This window comes from Pseudomonas sp. SMN5, from assembly GCF_052041925.1.
Taxonomy (GTDB): domain Bacteria; phylum Pseudomonadota; class Gammaproteobacteria; order Pseudomonadales; family Pseudomonadaceae; genus Aquipseudomonas.
In genome coordinates this window covers 65,741-88,498 of record NZ_JBKGGX010000016.1, presented here as the reverse complement: position 1 = coordinate 88,498, position 22,758 = coordinate 65,741, and the positions used below count along the sequence as shown (strand labels likewise).

27 protein-coding genes are annotated in these 22,758 nt (G+C 60.0%); 22 read left to right on the top strand and 5 right to left on the bottom strand.

From position 1 onward, the window contains the following. Nucleotides 1-69: 69 nt before the first annotated feature. The 3 genes from eno (at nt 70) to ispD (ending at nt 2,513) form a co-directional block, all read left to right on the top strand. The gene (gene eno, locus ACLEJR_RS17605; RefSeq protein ID WP_144923449.1) at nt 70-1,359 is read left to right on the top strand and encodes a phosphopyruvate hydratase; all 1,290 of its coding nucleotides are present in this window, start codon (nt 70-72) and stop codon (nt 1,357-1,359) included. Nucleotides 1,360-1,530: 171 nt separating this feature from the next. Continuing rightward, complete coding sequence (gene ftsB, locus ACLEJR_RS17600) at nt 1,531-1,809, top strand: cell division protein FtsB (RefSeq protein WP_030139474.1); 279 nt, start codon at nt 1,531-1,533, stop codon at nt 1,807-1,809. Next, nucleotides 1,806-2,513, top strand: a complete 708-nt coding sequence (gene ispD, locus ACLEJR_RS17595) for a 2-C-methyl-D-erythritol 4-phosphate cytidylyltransferase (RefSeq protein WP_440791163.1) — start codon at nt 1,806-1,808, stop codon at nt 2,511-2,513. The genes ftsB and ispD overlap by 4 nt, the downstream gene beginning before the upstream one ends. A 167-nt stretch (nt 2,514-2,680) precedes the next feature. Here the strand turns inward: ispD and ACLEJR_RS17590 are convergent, their stop codons facing one another. Beyond that, nucleotides 2,681-3,577 (bottom strand): LysR substrate-binding domain-containing protein, encoded by an 897-nt coding sequence (locus ACLEJR_RS17590; protein WP_440815395.1) that lies wholly within the window; start codon nt 3,575-3,577, stop codon nt 2,681-2,683. A gap of 107 nt (nt 3,578-3,684) precedes the next feature. Between ACLEJR_RS17590 and ACLEJR_RS17585 the strand changes: the two genes are divergently transcribed. The 8 genes from ACLEJR_RS17585 (at nt 3,685) to rpoS (ending at nt 10,896) form a co-directional block, all read left to right on the top strand. Beyond that, the gene (locus tag ACLEJR_RS17585; protein ID WP_440815393.1) at nt 3,685-4,797 is read left to right on the top strand and encodes an S-(hydroxymethyl)glutathione dehydrogenase/class III alcohol dehydrogenase; all 1,113 of its coding nucleotides are present in this window, start codon (nt 3,685-3,687) and stop codon (nt 4,795-4,797) included. Nucleotides 4,798-4,890: 93 nt separating this feature from the next. Then, entirely contained in the window at nt 4,891-5,736 is an 846-nt protein-coding gene (gene fghA / locus ACLEJR_RS17580) for an S-formylglutathione hydrolase (protein WP_440815391.1), read from the top strand. 43 nt (nt 5,737-5,779) lie between these two features. Next, nucleotides 5,780-6,253, top strand: a complete 474-nt coding sequence (gene ispF / locus ACLEJR_RS17575; protein ID WP_440791158.1) for a 2-C-methyl-D-erythritol 2,4-cyclodiphosphate synthase — start codon at nt 5,780-5,782, stop codon at nt 6,251-6,253. Then, nucleotides 6,250-7,308, top strand: a complete 1,059-nt coding sequence (truD, locus tag ACLEJR_RS17570; protein ID WP_440815388.1) for a tRNA pseudouridine(13) synthase TruD — start codon at nt 6,250-6,252, stop codon at nt 7,306-7,308. The genes ispF and truD overlap by 4 nt, the downstream gene beginning before the upstream one ends. Then, nucleotides 7,296-8,045 (top strand): 5'/3'-nucleotidase SurE, encoded by a 750-nt coding sequence (surE, locus tag ACLEJR_RS17565; protein ID WP_440815386.1) that lies wholly within the window; start codon nt 7,296-7,298, stop codon nt 8,043-8,045. The genes truD and surE overlap by 13 nt, the downstream gene beginning before the upstream one ends. 41 nt (nt 8,046-8,086) lie before the next feature. Continuing rightward, on the top strand, nt 8,087-8,722 hold the full coding sequence (locus ACLEJR_RS17560; protein ID WP_171061419.1) for a protein-L-isoaspartate(D-aspartate) O-methyltransferase: 636 nt from the start codon (nt 8,087-8,089) through the stop codon (nt 8,720-8,722). Nucleotides 8,723-8,933: 211 nt separating this feature from the next. Beyond that, nucleotides 8,934-9,779 (top strand): peptidoglycan DD-metalloendopeptidase family protein, encoded by an 846-nt coding sequence (locus ACLEJR_RS17555; protein ID WP_440815384.1) that lies wholly within the window; start codon nt 8,934-8,936, stop codon nt 9,777-9,779. A 106-nt stretch (nt 9,780-9,885) separates the two neighbouring features. Beyond that, nucleotides 9,886-10,896, top strand: a complete 1,011-nt coding sequence (gene rpoS, locus ACLEJR_RS17550; protein WP_440791150.1) for an RNA polymerase sigma factor RpoS — start codon at nt 9,886-9,888, stop codon at nt 10,894-10,896. 684 nt (nt 10,897-11,580) lie between these two features. On the opposite strand, the gene fdxA is transcribed toward rpoS, so the two are convergent. From fdxA to ACLEJR_RS17530, 4 genes are all read right to left on the bottom strand, one after another. Continuing rightward, on the bottom strand, nt 11,581-11,904 hold the full coding sequence (fdxA, locus tag ACLEJR_RS17545) for a ferredoxin FdxA (RefSeq protein WP_072387901.1): 324 nt from the start codon (nt 11,902-11,904) through the stop codon (nt 11,581-11,583). A 148-nt stretch (nt 11,905-12,052) separates the two neighbouring features. Next, nucleotides 12,053-14,620, bottom strand: a complete 2,568-nt coding sequence (gene mutS / locus ACLEJR_RS17540) for a DNA mismatch repair protein MutS (protein ID WP_440815381.1) — start codon at nt 14,618-14,620, stop codon at nt 12,053-12,055. A 342-nt stretch (nt 14,621-14,962) separates the two neighbouring features. Continuing rightward, nucleotides 14,963-15,130: a hypothetical protein gene (locus ACLEJR_RS17535; protein ID WP_245139393.1), complete on the bottom strand. Its 168-nt coding sequence runs from the start codon at nt 15,128-15,130 to the stop codon at nt 14,963-14,965. Further along, complete coding sequence (locus tag ACLEJR_RS17530) at nt 15,127-15,852, bottom strand: zeta toxin family protein (protein WP_440815442.1); 726 nt, start codon at nt 15,850-15,852, stop codon at nt 15,127-15,129. Before ACLEJR_RS17530 ends, ACLEJR_RS17535 begins: the two co-directional genes overlap by 4 nt. 197 nt (nt 15,853-16,049) lie before the next feature. On the opposite strand from ACLEJR_RS17530, the gene ACLEJR_RS17525 reads away from it, so the two are divergent. The 11 genes from ACLEJR_RS17525 to ACLEJR_RS17475 all read left to right on the top strand — a co-directional run bounded on the left by ACLEJR_RS17525 (nt 16,050) and on the right by ACLEJR_RS17475 (nt 22,739). Continuing rightward, the gene (locus ACLEJR_RS17525) at nt 16,050-16,784 is read left to right on the top strand and encodes a LexA family transcriptional regulator (protein WP_440815439.1); all 735 of its coding nucleotides are present in this window, start codon (nt 16,050-16,052) and stop codon (nt 16,782-16,784) included. Between the two features lie 478 nt (nt 16,785-17,262). Continuing rightward, on the top strand, nt 17,263-17,691 hold the full coding sequence (locus tag ACLEJR_RS17520) for a hypothetical protein (protein WP_440815378.1): 429 nt from the start codon (nt 17,263-17,265) through the stop codon (nt 17,689-17,691). A 73-nt stretch (nt 17,692-17,764) separates the two neighbouring features. After that, entirely contained in the window at nt 17,765-17,947 is a 183-nt protein-coding gene (locus ACLEJR_RS17515) for a Com family DNA-binding transcriptional regulator (protein WP_440791144.1), read from the top strand. An 18-nt stretch (nt 17,948-17,965) separates the two neighbouring features. Beyond that, on the top strand, nt 17,966-18,610 hold the full coding sequence (locus ACLEJR_RS17510) for a hypothetical protein (protein WP_440815376.1): 645 nt from the start codon (nt 17,966-17,968) through the stop codon (nt 18,608-18,610). A gap of 109 nt (nt 18,611-18,719) precedes the next feature. Further along, nucleotides 18,720-19,070, top strand: coding sequence for a phage holin family protein (locus ACLEJR_RS17505; RefSeq protein WP_440791141.1), 351 nt, complete (start codon nt 18,720-18,722; stop codon nt 19,068-19,070). Between the two features lie 38 nt (nt 19,071-19,108). Beyond that, complete coding sequence (locus ACLEJR_RS17500) at nt 19,109-19,621, top strand: hypothetical protein (RefSeq protein ID WP_440815374.1); 513 nt, start codon at nt 19,109-19,111, stop codon at nt 19,619-19,621. Between the two features lie 3 nt (nt 19,622-19,624). Further along, the gene (locus tag ACLEJR_RS17495; RefSeq protein WP_440791137.1) at nt 19,625-20,236 is read left to right on the top strand and encodes a phage baseplate assembly protein V; all 612 of its coding nucleotides are present in this window, start codon (nt 19,625-19,627) and stop codon (nt 20,234-20,236) included. 10 nt (nt 20,237-20,246) lie between these two features. Beyond that, nucleotides 20,247-20,579: a phage baseplate protein gene (locus ACLEJR_RS17490; protein WP_245139372.1), complete on the top strand. Its 333-nt coding sequence runs from the start codon at nt 20,247-20,249 to the stop codon at nt 20,577-20,579. Next, on the top strand, nt 20,576-21,571 hold the full coding sequence (locus ACLEJR_RS17485; protein WP_440815371.1) for a baseplate J/gp47 family protein: 996 nt from the start codon (nt 20,576-20,578) through the stop codon (nt 21,569-21,571). Before ACLEJR_RS17490 ends, ACLEJR_RS17485 begins: the two co-directional genes overlap by 4 nt. Continuing rightward, entirely contained in the window at nt 21,568-22,212 is a 645-nt protein-coding gene (locus ACLEJR_RS17480; protein WP_440815368.1) for a phage tail protein I, read from the top strand. Before ACLEJR_RS17485 ends, ACLEJR_RS17480 begins: the two co-directional genes overlap by 4 nt. Continuing rightward, complete coding sequence (locus ACLEJR_RS17475) at nt 22,209-22,739, top strand: hypothetical protein (protein WP_440815365.1); 531 nt, start codon at nt 22,209-22,211, stop codon at nt 22,737-22,739. Before ACLEJR_RS17480 ends, ACLEJR_RS17475 begins: the two co-directional genes overlap by 4 nt. Nucleotides 22,740-22,758: the final 19 nt, after the last annotated feature.

The window sequence follows — 22,758 nt, the reverse complement described above, 5'->3', positions numbered from 1 at the left end:
GGCTGCATCGCAGCTGAGCGTGAGCACGTTTTCTGCAACGTTCTAGTCAACTTTGGAGTGTTTACAACAATGGCAAAAATCGTCGACATCAAAGGTCGTGAAGTTCTCGACTCCCGCGGCAACCCCACTGTTGAAGCGGACGTGCTTCTCGACAACGGTATCATCGGCAGCGCCTGCGCGCCGTCCGGTGCTTCCACTGGCTCGCGCGAAGCGCTGGAGCTGCGTGATGGCGACAAGAGCCGTTACCTGGGCAAGGGCGTGCTCAAAGCCGTCGCCAACATCAACGGTCCGATCCGCGACCTGTTGCTGGGCAAGGATCCGGCCGACCAGAAAGCCCTCGACCTGGCGATGATCAAGCTCGACGGTACTGAAAACAAAGCCTCCCTGGGCGCCAACGCGATTCTCGCCGTGTCCCTGGCCGCCGCCAAGGCCGCTGCCCAGGACCAGGACCTGCCTCTGTACGCACACATCGCCAATCTCAACGGTACGCCGGGCGTCTACTCGATGCCGGTGCCGATGATGAACATCATCAACGGCGGCGAACACGCCGACAACAACGTCGACATCCAGGAATTCATGGTGCAGCCGGTGGGCGCCAAGTCCTTCTCCGAAGGCCTGCGCATGGGCACCGAGATTTTCCATCACCTCAAGGCCGTGCTCAAAGCCCGTGGCCTGAGCACTGCCGTAGGTGACGAAGGTGGTTTCGCGCCGAACCTGGCCTCCAACGAAGATGCGCTGAAAGTGATCTCCGAGGCCGTGGCCAACGCCGGCTACAAGCTGGGCACCGACGTGACCCTGGCCCTGGACTGCGCCGCCAGTGAGTTCTTCGAAGACGGCAAGTACAACCTGTCCGGCGAAGGTCAGGTGTTCACCGCCGAAGGTTTCGCCGACTACCTCAAGGGCCTGACCGAACGCTACCCGATCATCTCTATCGAAGACGGCCTGGACGAGTCCGACTGGGCTGGCTGGAAAATCCTCACCGACAAGATCGGCGAGAAAACCCAGCTGGTGGGCGACGACCTGTTCGTGACCAACACCAAGATTCTGAAAGAAGGCATCGACAAGAAGATCGCCAACTCGATTCTGATCAAGTTCAACCAGATCGGCACCCTGACCGAAACCCTGGAAGCCATCCAGATGGCCAAGGCTGCCGGTTACACTGCCGTGATCTCCCATCGCTCCGGCGAAACCGAAGACTCGACCATTGCCGACCTGGCCGTGGGCACTGCGGCGGGCCAGATCAAGACCGGTTCGCTGTGCCGTTCCGACCGTGTTTCCAAGTACAACCAGCTGCTGCGTATCGAAGAGCAGTTGAACGGCAAGGCCAAGTACAACGGTCGTGGCGAGTTTCGCGGTTAAGCAGTAAATGATAAAAAGACAGCGGGTTGGCTCGGAAAAGTCGTCATGACGGCGCTTTTCCCTCTAATCTGATGCCTTATCAAGCACAAGCCTGGTTCTTCCAGGCTTCGTGCTATCAGACGCTTCAAAGTTCGGCATGGCGGTCTTTTTCCACTGGATACCTGATATTCGATGCGCAGTCCCAATTGGTTGTTTCTTGTCTTGCTCCTGTTGCTGGCCGGTCTGCAGTACCGCCTGTGGGTGGGCAATGGCAGTCTCGCGCAAGTGGCCGAGCTGACTCAGCAGATTGCCGACCAGCATGCCGAGAACGAGGCGCTGCTGGAGCGCAATCGGGTGATGGACGCCGAAGTGATGGAGCTGAAAAAAGGCATGGAGACCGTCGAAGAGCGGGCTCGTCATGAACTGGGCATGGTCAAGGAGGGTGAAACCCTCTACCAGTTGGCCCAATGAGTATTCGTCTACCGGCCTTCTGGGCCGTGATTCCTGCCGCGGGCGTTGGAGCCCGGATGGCCGCTGACCGTCCCAAGCAATACCTACAACTGGGCGGACGCACAATTCTCGAACACAGCCTTGGCTGTTTCCTCGATCATCCGACCGTCAAGGGCGTGGTGGTCAGTGTCGCACACGATGATCCTTACTGGCCGACCCTGGCCTGCGCCGGCGACCCGCGCATCCAGCGCGTGGATGGTGGCGAGCAGCGCTGCGATTCAGTGCTCAATGCCTTGCTGCATCTGCACGGGCAGGGCGCGGACGTTCACGATTGGGTGCTGGTGCACGACGCCGCCCGACCCAACCTGTCCCGGCACGACCTGGACACGCTGCTCAGTGAGTTGGCGAACGACCCGGTCGGCGGCCTGCTGGCGGTCCCGGCGCGCGATACCCTCAAGCGCGTCGACAAGCAGGGCCGGGTGCTGGAAACCGTTGACCGTAGCGTGATCTGGCAAGCCTACACCCCGCAGATGTTCCGCCTTGGCGCGTTGCATCGGGCGTTGGCGGATAGCCTGGTGGCCGATGCCTTGATCACCGACGAGGCCTCGGCGATGGAGTGGGCAGGGCAGGCGCCCCGGTTGATCGAAGGGCGGTCGGACAACCTCAAGATCACTCGTCCCGAGGATCTGGAGTGGTTGCGCCAGCGTTGGGCGAATCGGCATTGAGCCGGATCTGTTTCCTCGTTAGATTGTCATCGTCTGGGCCGGCGCCATCGCGAGCAAGCTCGCTCCCACAGTGAGTTGGTGTGAACACTTGACCATCATTCTACGATAACCCCTGGGGGAGCGAGCTTGCTCGCGATGGCGTCACCCCGGACGACAAAAAAACACTGTCATCCCCGATACTCCGGCCGCTGCGCCAACCCTTCCTTCAAATACTCCACCAACTTGCGCACCTTCGGTGACAAATGCCGCTGCTGTGGATACAACGCCCACACCGCCGTGTTGGGTGGCTGGTGGGCTTCAAGCAGCGAGATCAACGCCCCGCTGTGCAGATGCTCCAGCACGTAATAATCCGGCAACTGACACAAACCCACGCCTTGCAGGGCAGCGTCCAGCACCGCCTGCCCACTGTTGCAGCGCCAGTTACCCTGAGCGCGCTGGGAAAACTCCCGCCCGTTCTGCTCCAGTTGCCAGAGATCGGAGCTGCCGATCAGGCAGTTGTGGCGGCTCAGTTCCGACAGGCTGTGGGGGCGACCGTAGCGTTCCAGATAGGAAGGCGAAGCGCATAAGTACATGCGCCGCGGCGCGAGGCGGGTGGCTACCAGGCGAGAGTCCTGCAAGCGACCCAGGCGAATCGCCAGGTCCAAGCCCTCGTGGACCAGGTCCAGCGGGCGGTTGCTCAATTCAATGTCGACCCGCAATTGCGGGTAAAGCCCCATGAAGCGCGTCACCAGCGGCACGATAAAGCGCTCGCCGTAAGCCACTGCACAGGTCATTCGCAACATGCCCTTGGGCTCGCTGGTCAGGTCCCCTACCGCCCGCAGCGCTTCCTCACGGCCATCCTGCAAGCGTTGGCAATGCTGCAAGAAGGTCTGGCCGGCCTCGGTCAGCGTGACCCGACGGGTGCTGCGATAAAGCAAGCGTGTCTGCAGGCGCTCTTCCAGCCGTACGATCTGGCGACTGATATGGGAAGAAGAAACCCCCAGACGCTCAGCCGCCGCAGTGAACTGGCTGCATTCAGCCACGGCGACAAACTCGTCGATCCCATCCCAGCGGTTATCCGACATGAAGGATTATCCCTGTGCGGCAATAATGTTTTGCTTTCGGCTGGATTATTCATTGTCCGGCAGCGGATTACACTCCCGATCTCGTTTTTATTTGCTGGAGAATCCGGATGATCAAGTCCCGCGCCGCTGTCGCCTTCGAGGCCAAGAAACCCCTGGAAATCGTTGAAGTCGACGTCGCCATGCCCAAGGCGGGTGAAGTATTGCTGCGGGTGGTCGCGTCCGGGGTCTGCCACACCGACGCCTACACGTTGTCGGGTGCCGACCCGGAAGGGATTTTCCCGTCGATCCTAGGCCATGAAGGCGGTGCGATTGTCGAAGCCATTGGCGAAGGCGTGACGTCGGTTGCCGTGGGTGATCATGTGATCCCGCTGTACACACCGGAATGCGGCCAGTGCAAGTTCTGTAAGTCGGGCAAGACCAACCTCTGCCAGGCAATTCGTGCCACCCAGGGCAAAGGCCTGATGCCGGACGGTACCTCGCGTTTCTCCTACAAGGGCGAGACGATTTTCCACTACATGGGCACCTCGACTTTCTCCGAGTACACCGTGCTGCCGGAAATCTCCGTGGCGAAGATCCCTAAAGAAGCCCCTCTGGAGAAAGTCTGCCTGCTGGGTTGCGGCGTCACCACCGGGATCGGCGCGGTGATCAACACCGCCAAGGTCCAACCGGGCGACACCGTGGCGATCTTCGGTCTGGGCGGCATCGGTCTGTCAGCGGTGATTGGCGCGGTCAAGGCCAAGGCTTCGCGCATCATCGCCATCGACATCAACCCGGCCAAGTTCGAAATCGCCAGGCAACTGGGCGCCACCGATTGCGTCAACCCGAAGGACTTCGACCGTCCGATCCAGGAAGTCATCGTCGACATGACCGACGGCGGCGTGGACTTTTCCTTCGAGTGCATCGGCAATGTCCAGTTGATGCGTGCCGCCCTGGAGTGCTGCCACAAGGGTTGGGGCGAGTCGGTGATCATCGGCGTCGCCGGGGCCGGCCAGGAAATCGCTACCCGTCCGTTCCAGCTGGTCACCGGGCGCGTCTGGCGCGGTTCGGCATTCGGCGGCGTGCGCGGGCGCAGTGAGTTGCCGAGCTACGTGGACATGGCCGAGAAGGGCGAGATCCCGCTGGACACCTTCATCACCCACACCATGGGCCTGGAAGATATCAACAAGGCGTTCGACCTGATGCATGAAGGCAAGAGCATCCGTACCGTTATTCATTTTTAAGGAGCAGCTGCAAGTTGCACGCTACAAGCTGCAAATGAAGCGCAGTGCTTTTCTTGCAGCTTGAAGCGTGCAGTTTGTAGCTGAGGTGAAGTTATGAGCCTCGAAAACATTTCCTGCCAGAAAAGCTTCGGCGGCTGGCACAAGCGTTACCGGCACCGTTCCGAAGTGCTGGGTTGCGACATGGTGTTCGCCGTCTACCTGCCGCCGCAAGCCGAGCAGGGCGGCAAGTTGCCGGTGCTGTATTGGCTGTCCGGGCTGACCTGCACCGATGAAAATTTCATGCAGAAGGCAGGCGCCCAGCGCATGGCCGCCGAACTGGGGCTGATCATCGTGGCGCCGGACACCAGCCCTCGCGGCGCCGAGGTGCCGGGCGATCCGGACGGTGCCTGGGACTTCGGCCTGGGGGCGGGCTTTTATCTGAACGCCACGCAGGAACCTTGGGCGCGGCATTATCGGATGCATGACTACGTGGTGCAGGAGTTGCCGGCGCTGGTCGAAGCCCATTTCCCGGCCTCGGATAAGCGCGGCATCAGCGGTCACTCCATGGGCGGCCATGGCGCGCTGGTCTGCGCGCTGCGCAACCCCGGGCGTTACCGTTCGGTGTCGGCCTTTTCGCCAATCAACAACCCAATGGATTGCCCGTGGGGCCAGAAGGCTTTCTCTCGTTACTTAGGAGAGGATCGTTCGAAATGGCGCGAATGGGACGCCTGTGCGTTGATCGCCGAGGCTACCGAGAAGCTGCCGCTGTTGGTGGACCAGGGCGATCGCGACGATTTCCTCGACAACCAGCTCAAGCCCCAGGCCCTGCAGCAAGCGGCCAAGGCGGCCGATCATCCGCTGGAGTTGCGTTTGCAACCGGGCTACGACCATAGCTACTACTTCATCGCCAGCTTCATTGATGAACACTTGCAGCATCATGCACGCGCCCTGAGCCGCTAATGCAGGTAGAATCACGCCCTGACAAAAATCGGGGCGTTTTTTTATGCGTATTGGCCACGGCTACGATGTTCACCGTTTCGCTGAAGGCGACTTCATTACTCTGGGCGGCGTGCGTATCGCACACGGCTTCGGGCTGCTCGCGCATTCTGACGGTGATGTCCTGCTGCACGCCCTGAGCGATGCATTGCTCGGCGCAGCGGCGCTGGGTGATATCGGCAAACATTTCCCTGACACCGACCCGCAATTCAAGGGCGCCGACAGCCGCGTGCTGTTGCGTCATGTGGTCTCGCTGGTTCACGCCAAGGGCTGGAAAGTCGGCAATGTTGATAACACCATCGTTGCCCAGGCACCGAAGATGGCGCCGCACATCGAGGCGATGCGCCAGTTGATTGCCGAAGATCTGCAAGTGGAGCCGGACCAGGTGAACGTGAAGGCCACCACCACTGAAAAACTCGGTTTCGTCGGTCGCGAGGAAGGCATCGCCGTTCACTCCGTTGCCTTGTTGCTGCGCTCATGACCGAACTGGAACTGCTGGGCCCACGAGCCTATGGCGAGTCGCTGGGCAGTGCGGTGCTCAAGGCCACCGCTGAAGATTTCCAGGTCGATGAAGTGCTCGACATCCCGTTGACCGGTGATGGCGAACACCTGTGGATCTGGGTCGAGAAACGCGGCCTGAACACCGAAGAGGCCGCCCGGCGAATTGCCAAGGCCGCCGGCGTGCCGTTGCGCACCGTCAGCTACGCCGGGCTCAAGGATCGACAGGCCCTGACCCGCCAGTGGTTCAGCGTTCAATTGCCCGGCAAGGCCGATCCGGACCTGTCGGCGGCCGAGAACGACACGCTGAAGATCCTCAAGACCGCCCGGCATAAACGCAAGCTGCAACGCGGCGCGCACTCGGCCAACGGTTTCACCCTGCGCCTGACCCAGTTCAAGGGCGACGCGGCGGCGATCGATGCGCGCCTGCAACAGATTGTCCGCCAGGGCATCCCCAACTATTTCGGTGCCCAGCGGTTCGGCCACGATGGCGGCAATGTCGTCGATGCCCGTGGCTGGGCGTCGCGCAAGGCCTTGCCCGAACAACGCAACGTGCGTTCGCGGCTGCTGTCGGCGGCCCGCAGCTTTCTGTTCAACAAGGTCTTGGCGGCCCGGGTCGCCGATGGTTCCTGGCAGCGCGCCCAGGTCGGCGATTTGCTGGCCTTCACCGACAGCCGCAGCTTTTTCCCCGCTGGCGAGGTCGAGTGCAGCGACCCGCGCCTGGCGATTCTGGACCTGCACCCGACCGGGCCACAGTGGGGCGAGGGGCCTTCGCCTGCCGCCGGCGCCACTTTCGAGCTTGAACAGGCGGTCGCCGAAGGCGAGGCCGAGCTGCGCGACTGGTTGGTAAACGCGGGGATGAGTCACGAACGTCGCATCCTGCGACTGCCCATTGGCGGGCTGTCGTGGCATTATCCCTCGCTAGACATTCTGCAATTGGAATTCGTCCTGCCGGCCGGATGTTTCGCCACTGTCTTGGTGCGCGAACTCGTCGATCTGGTGCCGGTGGGGCAGACGGACAGCCCATGCGTATTCTGATTTCTAACGACGACGGGGTGACAGCACCCGGTCTTGCCGCGCTTTATGCTGCGCTGGCCGATTATGCCGAGTGCGTGGTCATCGCTCCGGACCAGGACAAGAGCGGCGCCAGCAGTTCGCTGACGCTCGACCGTCCGTTGCATCCTTGCTATCTGGATAACGGTTTCATCAGCGTCAACGGGACACCGACCGACTGTGTGCACCTGGGGATCCACGGGTTGCTGGAGCGTGAGCCGGACATGGTCGTCTCAGGCATCAACCTGGGTGCCAACCTCGGCGACGATGTGCTGTATTCCGGCACGGTGGCCGCCGCCCTGGAAGGGCGGTTCCTGGAACGACCGTCGTTTGCCTTTTCGTTCGTTTCGCGCCAGGTCGATAACCTGCCGACCGCAACCTACTTCGCCCGTAAACTGGTGGAGGCCCATGGCGAGCTCGACTTGCCGCCGCGTACGGTGTTGAACGTGAATATCCCGAACCTGCCGCTCGATCATATCCGTGGTATCCAGCTCACGCGCCTGGGCCATCGCGCCCGCGCCGCCAAGCCGATGCACGTGGTCGACCCGCGCGGCAAGGCCGGTTACTGGATCGCCGCTGCCGGTGATGCCGAGGATGGTGGGCCGGGCACCGATTTTCATGCGGTGATGCAAGGCTATGTCTCGATCACGCCGTTGCAGTTGGACCGCACCTTCAACGATGCCTTTCGGAGTCTCGATGGCTGGCTGGAGGGGCTGCACTGATGCCTCGTGAGCAAGACGATATGTTGCGCCGCGGAATCGGCATGACCTCCCAACGGACCCGTGAGCGGTTGATCCAGCGTCTTTACGAAGAAGGCCTGTCCAACGCCCAGGTCCTGGAAGTGATCCGCCGTACGCCCCGGCATCTGTTCGTTGACGAAGCCCTGGCCCATCGCGCCTATGAAGACACGGCGCTGCCTATCGGCCACAACCAGACCATTTCCCAGCCTTATATGGTGGCGCGCATGAGCGAGCTGCTGCTGGAGGCGGGGCCGCTGGACAAGGTGCTGGAGATTGGTACCGGCTCGGGTTATCAGACGGCCGTGTTATCGCAACTGGTAGAACGGGTGTTCTCGGTAGAGCGGATCAAGGTGCTGCAGGATCGCGCCAAGGAGCGCCTGGTTGAACTGAACCTGCGCAACGTGGTGTTTCGCTGGGGCGATGGCTGGGAAGGCTGGCCGGCCCTGGCGCCTTATAACGGCATCATCGTGACTGCCGTCGCCACCGATGTGCCCCAGGCCCTGCTGGACCAACTGGCACCGGGTGGGCGATTGGTCATTCCGGTGGGCGCCGGCGAAGTGCAGCAACTGATGCTGATCGTGCGCGAAGAACAGGGTTTCTCCCGACACGTGCTGGGAGCGGTGCGTTTCGTGCCGCTGCTCAACGGGCCATTGGCCTGAGCATTTATGAACAAACGTTGAATTGCGCGGCGGCGATTTTGTCTTACAGCGGCACCGTGTGCATGAACAACGTCCGTTGGTGTCAGGCAAACGTGTGCGGTGGCGTTTTTCGCTTCATTAATAGAGGCAGGGTTGCAGCCAGCCTGATTTGCGTGACCTCTGCCTGGACAGGCAGTTTTCCATTTTTCAGCCACCACAAAGGGAGCGGCGGGTGAGTCTCACAGTCATTGCGCAGCGTATGGGTATCACGAGCTTTCAGCGCCTGGTGACTGGCCTCGTCTTGAGTACCTTGCTGGTCGGTTGCTCCAGTACGCCATCGGGTAATGTCCGAGTGGTCGATCGCAACAGTGCAGCACCTCAGCGTCCTACAGTAACGACCGGCCAGTATGTAGTCCGTCGCGGCGATACGCTGTTTTCCATCGCTTTTCGGTACGGCTGGGACTACAAGGCTCTCGCAGCACGGAACAACATTCCTGCGCCTTATACGATTCACCCGGGTCAGACGATTCGCTTCGACGGTCGTAGTGGATCAACACCGACCGCTGTCGTCACGCAGTCGGGTTCGACCCCTTCGTCATCGAGTAAAACCACGGTCATTCGCCGTCCGGCCGGGCCGGAAACGGCGACAGTACCGTCCGTCGCGAGCAAACCGGCCCCGGCGCCGATGCCCCCGGCAGGCCCCGCCCCGACGGGCTGGGGATGGCCTTCTAATGGCGTTCTCATTGGAAAATTCTCTTCAAACGGTAGTTTGAATAAAGGAATTGATATCGCCGGGGATTTGGGACAGCCTGTTTTAGCTGCGTCTGATGGCACGGTTGTGTACGCCGGGAGTGGTTTGAGGGGCTACGGCGAACTCGTCATCATCAAACACAGCGATACCTACGTCAGTGCCTATGGTCACAACCGCAGGCTGTTGGTTCGGGAGGGGCAGCAGGTCAAGGTCGGACAGACAATTGCCGAAATGGGATCGACAGGAACGGACCGGGTGAAACTGCATTTTGAGATTCGCCGACAAGGTAAACCTGTGGATCCGCTGCAATTCCTGCCACGGCGTTGATTTGATTGTCAGCCTGTTCCGTCACGTAGAGGGAACAGGCTCCAGCGTTGCCAAGGATAAAGGCGTCGCTTGAGCTTGAGGTCGAACTCACCAAAGGACTATAACAATGGCTCTCAGTAAAGAAGTGCCGGAGTTTGACATCGACGATGAGGTTCTCCTGATGGAGACCGGCATCGCTATGGATTCGATGTCGAATGATGAAGGGGCGTCGTCTCCACCTTCCGTTCGTGCCAAATCCAGACACTCCGCTTCGCTTAAACAACATAAGTACATCGACTACACCCGGGCGCTGGACGCCACTCAGCTGTACCTCAACGAAATCGGTTTCTCGCCACTGCTCTCCCCCGAGGAAGAAGTTCATTTTGCGCGGCTTTCGCAAAGTGGCGATCCGGCCGGTCGAAAACGCATGATTGAAAGCAACCTGCGCCTGGTGGTGAAAATCGCCCGGCGCTACGTCAATCGCGGGCTTTCGCTGCTGGACCTGATCGAAGAGGGCAACCTGGGGTTGATTCGGGCGGTCGAGAAATTCGACCCCGAGCGAGGCTTCCGTTTCTCGACCTACGCGACCTGGTGGATCCGCCAGACCATCGAGCGGGCGATCATGAACCAGACCCGGACCATCCGGCTGCCGATTCATGTGGTCAAGGAGCTGAACGTCTACCTGCGGGCCGCCCGTGAGCTGACCCAGAAGCTCGACCATGAACCTTCGCCGGAGGAAATCGCCAACCTGCTGGAAAAACCGGTAGGCGAGGTCAAGCGCATGCTTGGGCTCAACGAGCGGGTTTCCTCGGTGGATGTCTCCCTGGGGCCGGACTCGGACAAGACCCTGCTCGATACCCTCACCGATGACCGACCCACCGACCCGTGTGAGTTGCTGCAGGACGATGACCTCTCCCAGAGCATCGACCAATGGCTTTCCGAACTGACGGACAAGCAGCGGGAAGTGGTGATCCGGCGCTTCGGCTTGCGCGGTCATGAGAGCAGCACCCTTGAAGACGTTGGCCTGGAGATCGGGTTGACCCGTGAGCGGGTCAGGCAGATCCAGGTCGAAGGTCTGAAGCGTCTTCGGGAGATCCTGGAGAAGAACGGCTTGTCGAGTGAGTCGCTGTTTCAATAGCAGCCATTGTTGTATGAGCATGTGAAGAAGGGCGCTATGAGGCGCCCTTCTTCTGTTTTTGATGATGCATGACTCAAGACCACCTGTGGCGAGGGAGCTTGCTCCCGCTGGGCTGCGAAGCGGCCCCGGCGTTTTCAGCCGACATACTGCAGGGGACGCTGGCGCGTCCAACGGGAGCAAGCTCCCTCGCCACAGAGTCTGTGGCTTACCCAAGTGACCTCGGCGAATCATCAGGGCTTTTCCATTCCCGCGAGAGACAGCTTCTGCTTCCTTCCATTTTCCAGCTCAGTTTGTAAGCCTTTGCCTACTGTTGCGTAAGCGTTCGGATTTCCTGCCCAGGGATAGACACCCATAAAATACGTCGGACATTTATATCTAGCTGATCTATAAAGATTTTTATTTTGTGACCGTCCTGTTACAGCGCCTGTGGACGCTCCGGGCTCCATTGCACTCGCTCAGGAAGACACTAATATCAGTCCTGTGTCGACGGACAGACACACCCGTCAAGGATGATGGGACAGGAAGGACATCGCAGGATGCGATTCATCAGGACGATGAAAAGGATTAAAGGGATTAGGGAAAAAATGTGGGCGGGTCAAACCGCCCCTTTTTTTTGCCTGCGTTTTGGCAAATCCGGAAAAGCAAAAAGGCCCGCAAGGGGCCTTTTTTGAGAAAGCAGGGCGATCAGCGTTCGAGATCAGCGATCTTGCCTGGCTTGCCGTCCCACTCTTCAGCGTCCGGCAGAGCGTCTTTCTTCTCGGTGATGTTTGGCCAGATGTCCGCCAATTCGGCGTTCAGCTCGATGAAATTCTCCATGCCAGCCGGCACTTCGTCCTCGGAGAAAATGGCTTGTGCCGGGCATTCCGGTTCACACAGGGCGCAGTCGATGCACTCGTCCGGGTGAATGACCAGGAAATTCGGGCCTTCGTAGAAGCAGTCCACCGGACAGACTTCTACGCAATCGGTGTACTTGCACTTGATGCAGTTGTCGGTGACGACGAAGGTCATTTCTAATTCTCTCCTCAGGCGGCTACGGCGAAGCCCCTTCACGGGTGGGGTCGCCAGGTTTGGGAGCGATAGTCTGCCTGCGGGCCAGGCTAATAGCCCGCAGCATCCCAAACCGCGCGAGATTCTAACAGCTTGAAAGCCCTGTGCGTTAGATCCGCGTCTTCAATGTGTAGAGTAAATCCAGGGCTCGACGCGGGGTCAGGTCGTCCAGGTCGAGCTTGGCCAGCTCGTCGAGCACCGGGTGCGGCAGGCTGGCGAACAGATCGCTCTGCTGCGGCGCGGCCGGCTTACCTTTGGTCGGGCGCGGCGCCTCGTGTGGCAGGCTGGTGGTTTCCAGACGGCTCAGGTGCTCGCGGGCGCGGCTGATCACCTCACCGGGTACGCCGGCCAGTTGCGCCACGGCCAAGCCGTAGCTCTGGCTGGCCGGGCCAGGCAACACGTGGTGCAGGAACACAATACGCTCGTTGTGCTCGGTGGCATTGAGGTGGACGTTAGCCACCAACGGCTGGCTCTCCGGCAACACCGTCAGTTCGAAATAGTGCGTGGCGAACAGTGTGTAGGCCCGCAGTTGCGCCAGCCGCTCAGCTGCCGCCCAGGCCAAAGACAGGCCGTCGAACGTACTCGTGCCGCGGCCGACTTCGTCCATCAGCACCAGGCTGCGCTCAGTGGCGTTGTGCAGGATGTTCGCGGTTTCGCTCATTTCCACCATGAAGGTCGAACGGCCGCCGGCCAGGTCGTCACTGGAACCGATCCGCGTGAAGATCCGGTCCACCAGCGACAGCTCGCAAATGGCCGCCGGCACGAAGCTGCCGATGTGGGCCAGTAAGACGATCAGTGCGGTCTGGCGCATGTAGGTGGATTTACCACCCATGTTCGGTCCGGTGATCACCAGCATCCGGGTGTTGTCGTCCAGGCTCAGGTCGTTGGCTACGAACGGTGTGGTCAACACTTGCTCGACCACCGGGTGCCGGCCTTGGCTGATGCGCATGCACGGTTCGCTGACGAAGCGAGGGCAGTTGAGGTCCAGGTTCAGCGCACGCTCGGCCAGGTTGCTCAGCACGTCCAGTTCCGCCAGGGCGGCGGCGGTGTCTTGCAACGGCGGCAGCTGGCTGATCAGGTCCTCGAGCAGCGCTTCGTAGAGCATCTTTTCCCGAGCCAGGGCGCGGCTTTTGGCCGACAATGCCTTGTCTTCGAACGCCTTGAGTTCCGGAGTGATGAAACGCTCGGCACCCTTGAGGGTCTGACGGCGAATGTAGTCTGCCGGGGCCTGTTCGGCCTGTTTGCTGGGCAACTCGATGAAATAACCGTGGATACGGTTATAGCCGACTTTGAGGTTGGTCAGGCCGGTACGGGCTTTTTCCCGGGCTTCGAGGTCGATCAGGAACTGGCCGGCGTTTTCGCTCAGCGATTGCAGTTCGTCGAGTTCGACGTCATAGCCGGTTTTCAGTACGCCGCCGTCACGGATTACCGCCGGCGGGTTATCGATGATGGCTTTTTCCAGCAGCGCCGCCAGCTCAGGATACGTGCCGGTGGTGCGTGCCAGTTGTTGCAGGTGCGGCGCTTCAAGATCGGTCATCGCCGCTTGCAATTCCGGCAGGGCACCGAGGGCATCGCGCAGCCGGGCCAGGTCCCGGGGACGGGCGTTGCGCAGGCCGATCCGCGCCAGGATCCGCTCGATATCGCCGATTTCCTTGAGCTGCGGTTGCAGTTGCTCGAAACGATAACGATCCAGCAGGCAGGTAATGGAAGACTGCCGCGCAAGAAGAACCGTCAGGTCCCGCAGCGGTCGGTTCAACCAGCGCGTCAACAGGCGACTGCCCATTGCGGTCTGGCAACGGTCGACCACCGATTGCAGGGTGTTGTCCCGTCCGCCGGCGAGGTTGGTGTCCAGTTCCAGGTTGCGGCGGCTCGCGCCATCCAGCACAACAGTGTCATCCAGGCGTTCATGGCGCAGGCTGCGCAAGTGGGGCAGGGCGGTGCGCTGGGTTTCCTTGGCATAGGCCAACAGGCAGCCCGCTGCGCCGATGGCGAGGGTCAGGTTCTCGCAGCCGAAACCCTTGAGGTCCTGGGTGGAAAATTGCTGGCAGAGACTTTTCAACGCCGAATCGCGCTCAAAATCCCACGGCGCCCGACGCCGAACCCCACGACGTTTCTCCGCCGGCAGGTCCTTGGGCCAGTCGTCCGGGATCAACAGCTCGACCGGGTTGACCCGCTCCAGCTCCGCCAGCAGGTTTTCCCAGCCCTTGATCTCCAACACCGAGAAATTGCCGCTGGTGATGTCCAGCACTGCCATGCCGAACAGGCGCTCATCCCCCAGCACCGCAGCAATCAGGTTGTCGCGGCGTTCATCCAGCAAGGCCTCGTCACTGACGGTCCCCGGGGTGATGATCCGCACCACCTGGCGTTCCACCGGCCCTTTACTGGTGGCCGGGTCGCCAACCTGCTCGCAAATCACTACCGACTCGCCCAGCTTGACCAGTTTCGCCAGGTAACCTTCCGCCGCGTGGTAAGGAATCCCACACATCGGAATCGCCATGCCCGCCGATTGCCCACGCGCCGTCAGGGTGATGTCCAGCAACTTGGCGGCTTTCTTCGCATCCTCATAGAAGATCTCGTAGAAGTCGCCCATGCGATAGAACATCAGCTGATCGGGGTGCTGGTTCTTCAGACGCCAATATTGCTGCATCATCGGGGTGTGGGAGGACAGATCGTTCACGGCGGTATTCATCGGTGTCAGGCAAACTCGTTGAAAGGTGTAGGGCAAAAGGAGGGGCATCGGCCCGGCTTTTCCGCGATGGGCGCAAGGTTAACATGGGGGGGCGGGGGCGACCCAGGGATGAGTGAATTTGGGGTCGAGGGTATGGAGATGCCTATCGCGTAATGCCTGCGTTCGGCCTAAGCGGTTAACGGGGCGCCAGATCAAAAGCCGACCAGCCCCCTGGCTGTACCTGGATTCACTTGTGGCGGCAAAGCTTGTTTGCGACAGCGGAGTATCAGCTAGCTCAATATCGAGTTAAAAAACCCGGCACTTGGCCGGGTGTCTCTGAAAAACTTGATGTCAGGCTCGTTTCGATTCGGCTTGCATCATCACCAAGTTCTGTTGCTTGGTAGCCTCAGTCAAAACTTCGCTGTAGACACGTTTTTTTTGATCCGATTTGGCGTGACGGATGAAGTCGGCAAATGTACTTTTGGTGCCCTTGGACAAGCCTAGCTTGATCGAGATCATAAGTGCGCTCCAGATAGCGGCCCGAGCGTAGCCTCTAGGTCGGCTCGCGTGTGTTGCTCAGGGATATGGTAGTCAATTTTATCGACACCAGCCTTGTAAAGTCGTCCCGAGTTGTCGATATGCTTGAGCAGAAGATCTACATGAACATCGCCTCGATACTCTAGCTTAAGCGCGTTCACCACGTCACGTGCGGCAAAGTACTGGTCGATGAAATGTTCCTTATGAATCCTCCTGCCCTCGGCAGCCTCGCGGGCATTTACAAAGCCCCAGGCCAGTTGCGGCGCCTGGTACACGTATAAAATTTGCACGAACCTGCCCTTTTTCAAGGAGCGGTCCACATTTCTTCTGGCCACGTCAATGTTTGAAAACGTTCCATCGAGGATGAAGGACTGTCTTTGATCCAGCGCAAAATCCAGGATTTTTTCAACGAGAATCGATACGCCGCCCTGAAAGAGCCAGGAGTTCTTCCCCTGGTAATCTGGAAATTCGTGGCGCAGTTCATCAGGATCTATACGTAGGATTGCGGCATCCGCAAATAGATTCACCAAAGCAATTGAAGCTTCGGTTTTGCCTGCGCCGGGTGATCCTGCCATGAAAACTGAAACGGGGGCTTCTTCCGGCGGGTAAAGCAGCTTGTCGGTGCGCCGCCTTGCAACAATTTTCTTGTTCGAGCGAGCGAAACGCAGTGCATCTTCGCAAAGGCTTTGCTCTGCTGGCGTCATCAAGCAGCGTCCTCCATCAGCACCCGCTCCTACATGTAAGTTCGAACGTCTGTACTATTCGGGCCAGACCTTTCGCAGTCGAGTCAGGTTAGCACCACCGACCAGGGACGCTGCGGACGGAGTGTTTCTTCATTTATATGCGGATTTATGCGAATCAGCATTTGTCTTCCGCAAAAAGAACAAGCATCATGCGCGTTATGCAAAAACGCAACGTATCTACCGTATTAAGAGCATTGCTCGATCAGCACGGGATCTCCCCCACGGAGCTTCACCGTCGTACCGGCGTGCCCCAATCCACCCTCTCACGGATTCTCAGCGGCAAGATTGTCGATCCTTCGGATAAACACATCTCGAAAATCGCCGAGTACTTCGCCGTGAGTACCGATCAGTTGCGCGGGCGTGCGGAGGTTGTGCCGTTGGGCGGCGTTCGTCGTGACGCTTTGCATGCCGAGCTCAAGGACATAAGCCTTTGGGATGACGAAACACCGGTCGAGGAAGACGAGGTGTCGGTCCCTTTTCTGCGTGAGGTCGAATTGGCTGCTGGATCAGGAAGATTCGTCATCGAGGAGAGCGAGCGCTCCAGCCTGCGTTTCGGCAAGCGCAGCCTGCGGCATAACGGCGTGCAGTTCGACCAGGCCAAATGCGTAACGGTGCGCGGCAACAGCATGTTGCCGGTGCTGCGCGACGGCGCCACGGTCGGGGTGAATGCGGGCAAATGCGGGATCGGCGACATCGTCGACGGCGATCTCTACGCCATCAATCACAACGGCCAGCTGCGGGTGAAGCAACTCTATCGTCTGCCCACCGGTATCCGCCTGCGCAGCTTCAACCGCGATGAACATCCGGATGAAGACTATAGCTTCCAGGAAATGCAGGACGAGCAGATCGTCATTCTCGGCCACGTCTTCTGGTGGGGCATGTACGCCCGTTAACCCCATCGCTGTCAGATAAAACCCGCCACCGTGCGGGTTTTTTTTCGCCCATGAATTCCCCTCCGATCCCCGTGTTCATTGAACTGCGATGCGTTAATGCATTCTGGGTGCATAAATAAATGCATTTACGCATTGACTGTATATGCATACATGCATATTCTGTGTCCAAGCCGCTCGACAAAGCGGCTGGCAGCAAAGCTCTTTAGTGGCACCAACAGGCAGCGATGAACCGGCCTTGACGGTTCAGAGGGTTGGCAACTGACCCAGGTGTGCAGCGTAAAGCACCAGAAGCAGTTATCCGGCGGGCAGGGGCCGCGGTCGGAGGAACAATTTGAATGGATCCGTACCGCGCCAGTCGCGCCGAAAGATCAAGCGCATTACTGAAAAGCCTGGGCGACCGGGCTTTTTGGAATGCCTGTGCCAATAGGCAGCGTTGTACCCACGTCTCGAACCCTATTTACCTAAAGGAATTAGACCCATGAAAAAACTGTTCGGAGTGCTTATCGCGGCGGTCCTGGCGAGCCAGACCTTCCAGGCGTTTGCCGAAACGTCGCCTGTCGGTTCCTGGCAATTCGCTGCCTACCATGTTCCAGGCGGTGGCTTTTATGCCAACCAGACGATCTGTTTCAAGGAGGACAACACTTGGTATTCCAGTTCGCAGGCCGGTTGGAATGGCGCGTGGTTCCAGAACGGGGATGACCTGCAATGGAATGGCAGTGTGCCAATGAAGGGCGCAGGAAGCGCCAACAATCTCGCCACCATCGCCATGGGCAAGATCACCGCCGCAGGTGCGATGTCGGGTAGCTATGCGGAATGGGCTGCACCCAGCACGCTGCCGCTGTCGTGGGACAGGCATTACACCTACACCATGACTTACAAAGGCGCGACCTGCGGCGCTCCGAAGTGAAGCCAGTCTTGTTCAATCGAGCAACAAAGGCTTGAGCCGAACGCATCTCGCCGTCGCCCAAGGAGGGTTTTCAATGCTGAAGGATTTCAGATGCGGTCAGTGCAATCGACTTCTGGCCCGCGTGGGCGAGAACACCGAACTCCAGATCAAATGCTCCCGATGCGGGACGTTGAATCATGTGAAGGCCGTTGAGCCTCGAGTGAACGCCGGCGAGCGAAAAGTTTGCGGGATAGACCGTACAACCATAGCTCAATGACATCTATCGAGGTCACAAATGAAACTGCTCAAGACTCTTCTGTTGGCAACGGCGCTTCTGTCGTCCTTTTCCTCCCTGAACGCCCTGGCGGATACGGCCATGTCGTGGAATCTGGCCCGGGACATGTACCTGATGACCGAAGCCGCGCCTGCCGGGTCGCCCTGGTCCTTCATGCAAAACAAATCGGGGATAAATGCTTCGGCCAACTACACGCTTTTCCCGACGTTCCAGGGCGGGGTCTGCAACGGAAAGCCAACCACCTGTTGGCGGGACGATGCCACCGGTGCCTGGATTTCCATTCCCAACGCAAGCTTCACCTTCACCGGTTCGGGCACCAGCTTCGTGTTCAAGCAGGGCGACGTAGCGACGCATCCAGGGACCGCCAGCCAGAGCATCTTCCGCTGGGCCAGTCCGGTCACCGGCAATATCAACGTGTTGGGGCGGGTCAATGACTTGCACAACGCTTGTGGTGACGGCATTGGCTGGTCGGTCAACCTGGGCGACACCGTGCTCCAGTCTGGCAGCCTGGCAAACGGCGGCAGCAGTACCTTCATGCTCAACAATGTCGCGGTCACGCCTGCGTCTTTGCTGTATCTGGTGATTGACCGTAAGGCCAACAACACCTGCGACGCGACCAGCGTCGACATGCTCATCACTCGCTGATTGTCATCGAGTAATGCGTGCCGGCTTGAGTTTTACATCCAATTTGAACGGCTCGGGAGCCTGCAATTAGGCCCTGAGCTTTCGAATCGTCGCCCCCCAGGAGGCGTGAATGACAAACGAGCAACAAGCGTTGCTGGAAATGCCGATCTGGCTGGTCATCGTGCTCGCCCTGGTGGGCGGGGTGTCCGGCGAGATGTGGCGCGCCGACAAGGAGGGCGCCCGCGGCTGGCCATTGCTGCGTCGTGTCGCCCTGCGGTCCGGTGCCTGCGTGGTCTGCGGGGTCTCGGCGACCATGCTGTTGTATGCCCTCGGCATGTCGATCTGGAGCGCCTGCGCCCTGGGTTGCCTGACCGCGATGGCCGGTGCCGATGTGGCTATCGGTCTCTACGAACGCTGGGTCGCCAAGCGGATCGGTGTGTGCGAAGCACCGCCGCCGGATTCCCGTTCCGACCAACATTGAGCCCCGGTGCCACCGATCCTCAGGAAAGAGGCTATTCCATGCCCGCTCCCATTGAAAAACCATCGCAGCTGTTTTCCGCCATCGCCGAGACGCTGCGTACCACGCTTCCCGGCCTGAAGGTCGGGAGTCCCCGAGACTTTGACGATACGGGCGATCAATCTTGGGTCTTGATCGCCATCGAGCGCGACGCATCAGGCAACCGTGCCAACGACGGACGTATTGCCCATGTCCTGACGCTGTCCATGCAGGTCGTGTCGCCCGGCACGGGCCTGACGGCGTGCGATCTGGCCAGTGAGTTGAAACGCGTAATCGTCGACAACCGCTGGAACCTGTCGGCCGAGCAATGCAGCCGGCCAGCAGACATCGAGGGTATTGCGTCCGCCTTCAGCGCCGGGACTCGGCCGTATACCGCCTGGACTCTTTCATTCACCCAAACCTTGTACCTCGGTCCGACGCTGCTGGAGGACCCGTTGGGCACGCCGAGATTTGCCCGGACCTGGGAAGTTTCGGACATCGACGACCCGGATCAATACACCGCGCTGGAGGATTGAGCCATGTTCGATGCGCTTTTGCGCCTGCATCTGGCGCCGATCATCGAGCGTCTGGCCGAGATGGAAACCGAGCTCGAAGACCTGCATCGGCGTGCCGACAGCGTCTGTCGCATCGGCGTCTGCCAGGAGGTCGACGCTGTGAGCAACACCTGCAAGGTCAGCCATGGAGGGCTGTTGACGCCGGCAATCCGCTTCTTCAACCCGAGTGCCGGAGCGCAGAGCGAGTCGCGGATCCCTTCCGTGGGCGAGCAATGCCTGTTGCTCAACCATGGCGGCGGTGATGGCGGCGGGCTGTCGGTGGCGTTGTTCGGCCTCAACGGTGGTCAGTTTCCGCCCGTCTCGACGCAGGCATCGCTGACGCGTCGCCTCTATCAGGACGGTACGGAAAATGGCTACGACCACGCAGGACATGTCTTGCACTGGATAAACGGCCCGGCGGCGTTCAGTGGTTCCCGTGAATCCCTGGAGCTGAGCATCGGCCCGTCGAGGCTGACGATGACGCCGCAGTCCATTGAGGTGCAAATGGGCGCAGTCGGCATTCGTCTCGATGCGTCCGGTGCGCACTTCAGCGGCCCGTTGGTGGAGCACCAGGGCCGCGTCATCAGTACCGCATAAGAGGTTTCCCATGATTGGTATCGATCGCAACACCGGCGCGACAGTCGATGATTGGCTGCAGTTCGTACAGCGCGCCACCCGGGCACTGACCACGCCGTTGGGCACCCGGCAGAAGCGGCCACTGTATGGCTGCGCACTGACCCGGTTGCTGGGCCAGAACCTGGGCGATGACCTGCTGATGCTCGCCCAGAGCCATGCGGCGCAAGCCTTCTACAACCCGCACAACGGCATTGGTGATTTCGAACCGCAAGTCATCGTGGCCAGCCGGCAGGGCGCCGGATTGTTATTGCGCTTCGCCGGCACCTGGAAAAACCGCAAGCAGACCTTCGAGGTGGTGACATGAGCATGTTGATCCCCGGTCAGAACCAGTTGGCTGAACCGGCTATCGTCACCGTCGAGGCGTTCGAGGACCTGCTGGCCGAATTCAAGACTTTCGTGGTCGAGTACGTCGGCGCGCGTTCCCCGGCAAGCGCGGCCAAACTGGTCGATAGCCTGGAAAACGAAAGCGAGCTGCTGACCCTGGCCCTCGAAGCGTTCTGCGTACGGCTGCAAACCCACGAACGCAAGTACAACGCCCGGATCAAGCAGATGCTGGCGTGGTGGGCCACGGGCAGCAACCTCGACGCCCGTCTAGCGGACATGGGCCTGGAGCGCCAGTTGATCGACCCGGGCGATCCGGCGGCGTTCCCGCCGATTCCCCCTATCTACGAGAGCGATGATGACGCGCGGTTGCGTTATTACCTGGCGCCCCATGCACCGGCGGCAGGTTCGCGGATGCAGTATCGGCGGGAGATCTTCACGCTGGGCGAGCGACCGGCGGTGAAGGTGGACAGCAGCGCAGCCGGCGTCGTGACGGTGACCTATACCTTTGACCCGGATGGTCTCGCGGCGCAGGTCAAGGATGGGAACGCACGTCGCACTGCTCCCGGCAAGGTGATGGTCACCGTGTTGTCGCGTGAAGGCAATGGCGTGCCTTCTTCGGCGTTGCTCGACGGTGTACGCCGACATTTTGCCCGGCCGGACGTCCGGCCGGAAACCGACCGTGTGACGGTACAGGGGGCGCAGATCAAACCCTACCGCATCCGCGTGATAGCGCGAATCAACGGTGGGCCGGACTCGGGGCTGACCCGCATGGCGGCGCAGCAGCAGTTGCAGAGTTATGCGCACGCCTGCCACCGACTGGAAGGTCGAGTGGATCCCAGTTGGATCGATTACACACTCCATTCGGCGGGTGCGGTGCAGCTCCAAGTCCTAGAACCGCTGGAGCCCATCGTTGCCAGTGCCTTCGAAGCGCCGTACTGCACGTCGGTAGACGTGGAGGTGTCGACACTATGAGTGACTCTGTTTCTCGCTCCAGTCTGCTGCCGGCCAACAGTTCGATGCTGGAGAAGGCGCTGGACCTGGGGTTCGCCAAGCTGCTCGATCGTGTCCAACCGCCGTTTCCCGAATTGATGAGCCCGAGTCAGACCCCGGCAGCGTTCCTGCCTTATCTGGCAGCTGATCGTGGTGTGAGCGAGTGGGATGCAGGGGCGAACGACCTGGAGAAACGCCTGACGGTTTCATTGTCCTGGCAGATTCAGCGCCAGGCTGGCACCCGTCAGGCGTTGAACCACGCTGTCGAGTCTATGGGATTCACGCCCCGCGTCACCGCCTGGTACGAACAGCAACCCAATGCTCAGCCTTACACCTTTGATGTGCAAGCCATCATCGGCCAAGGCTGGGCCGGCGGTGACCACAATCGCCTGATCCAACGAATCAATGCAGCCAAGAGCGAGCGTGACCAGGCCACCATCACCGTGGTGCATCAAACCAGTGGCGTTCTCGCGGTAACAGCGGCCATGCACCGGCCATTGAGCGATGGCGAGTTGTTTCTATGCGGCGCACTGCCGGCGCTCGAACTTCGCGCGAGGCTGACCCAGATCGGGGTTTCTCAACCCTATACCATTAACGATTACGACCTCAGGGCGCAGCCATGACAGAAGATATTACGCGTTTGGTTCGCTTCACTTCCGCCGGCCTGGCGGAAGTGTTGCAGGCAAAGAGCCAAGGCTTGAAAGGGGAGATCACCCACATCGGTGCGGGCACCGCCCGCTACGATCCGACCGGATCGGAGACTGCGCTGCGCGATGAACGACAACGTGGGGCGATCGTGGATTACGAAGACTTAGGTCCTGGACAGTTGAGGATGGCTGCGTTGTTCGATGGGGTGGATGAATACGAAATCGGTGAGTTCGGTTTTTACTTGTCTACCGGCACGTTGCTGGCGGTGTATTCGGTGGCTGGAAAGTTACTGACGTACAAGGCGGCTGCGGCGCGTGTGCTGCAAAAATTTACGCTGGATATTTCACCGTTACCGGCGCAAAGCGTCACGGTGGTTATCGGCTCCGAGAACCTGAACATCCTGGTCAGCGAGGAGATCGCTGCGCTGGCGACGGCCAATATCGACAACATGGCGCGGCATGTCGGCCTGATGTTCCGGGTCATGACGCTTGAAGCCAAATAATCAACTGCACAAGGAGTTT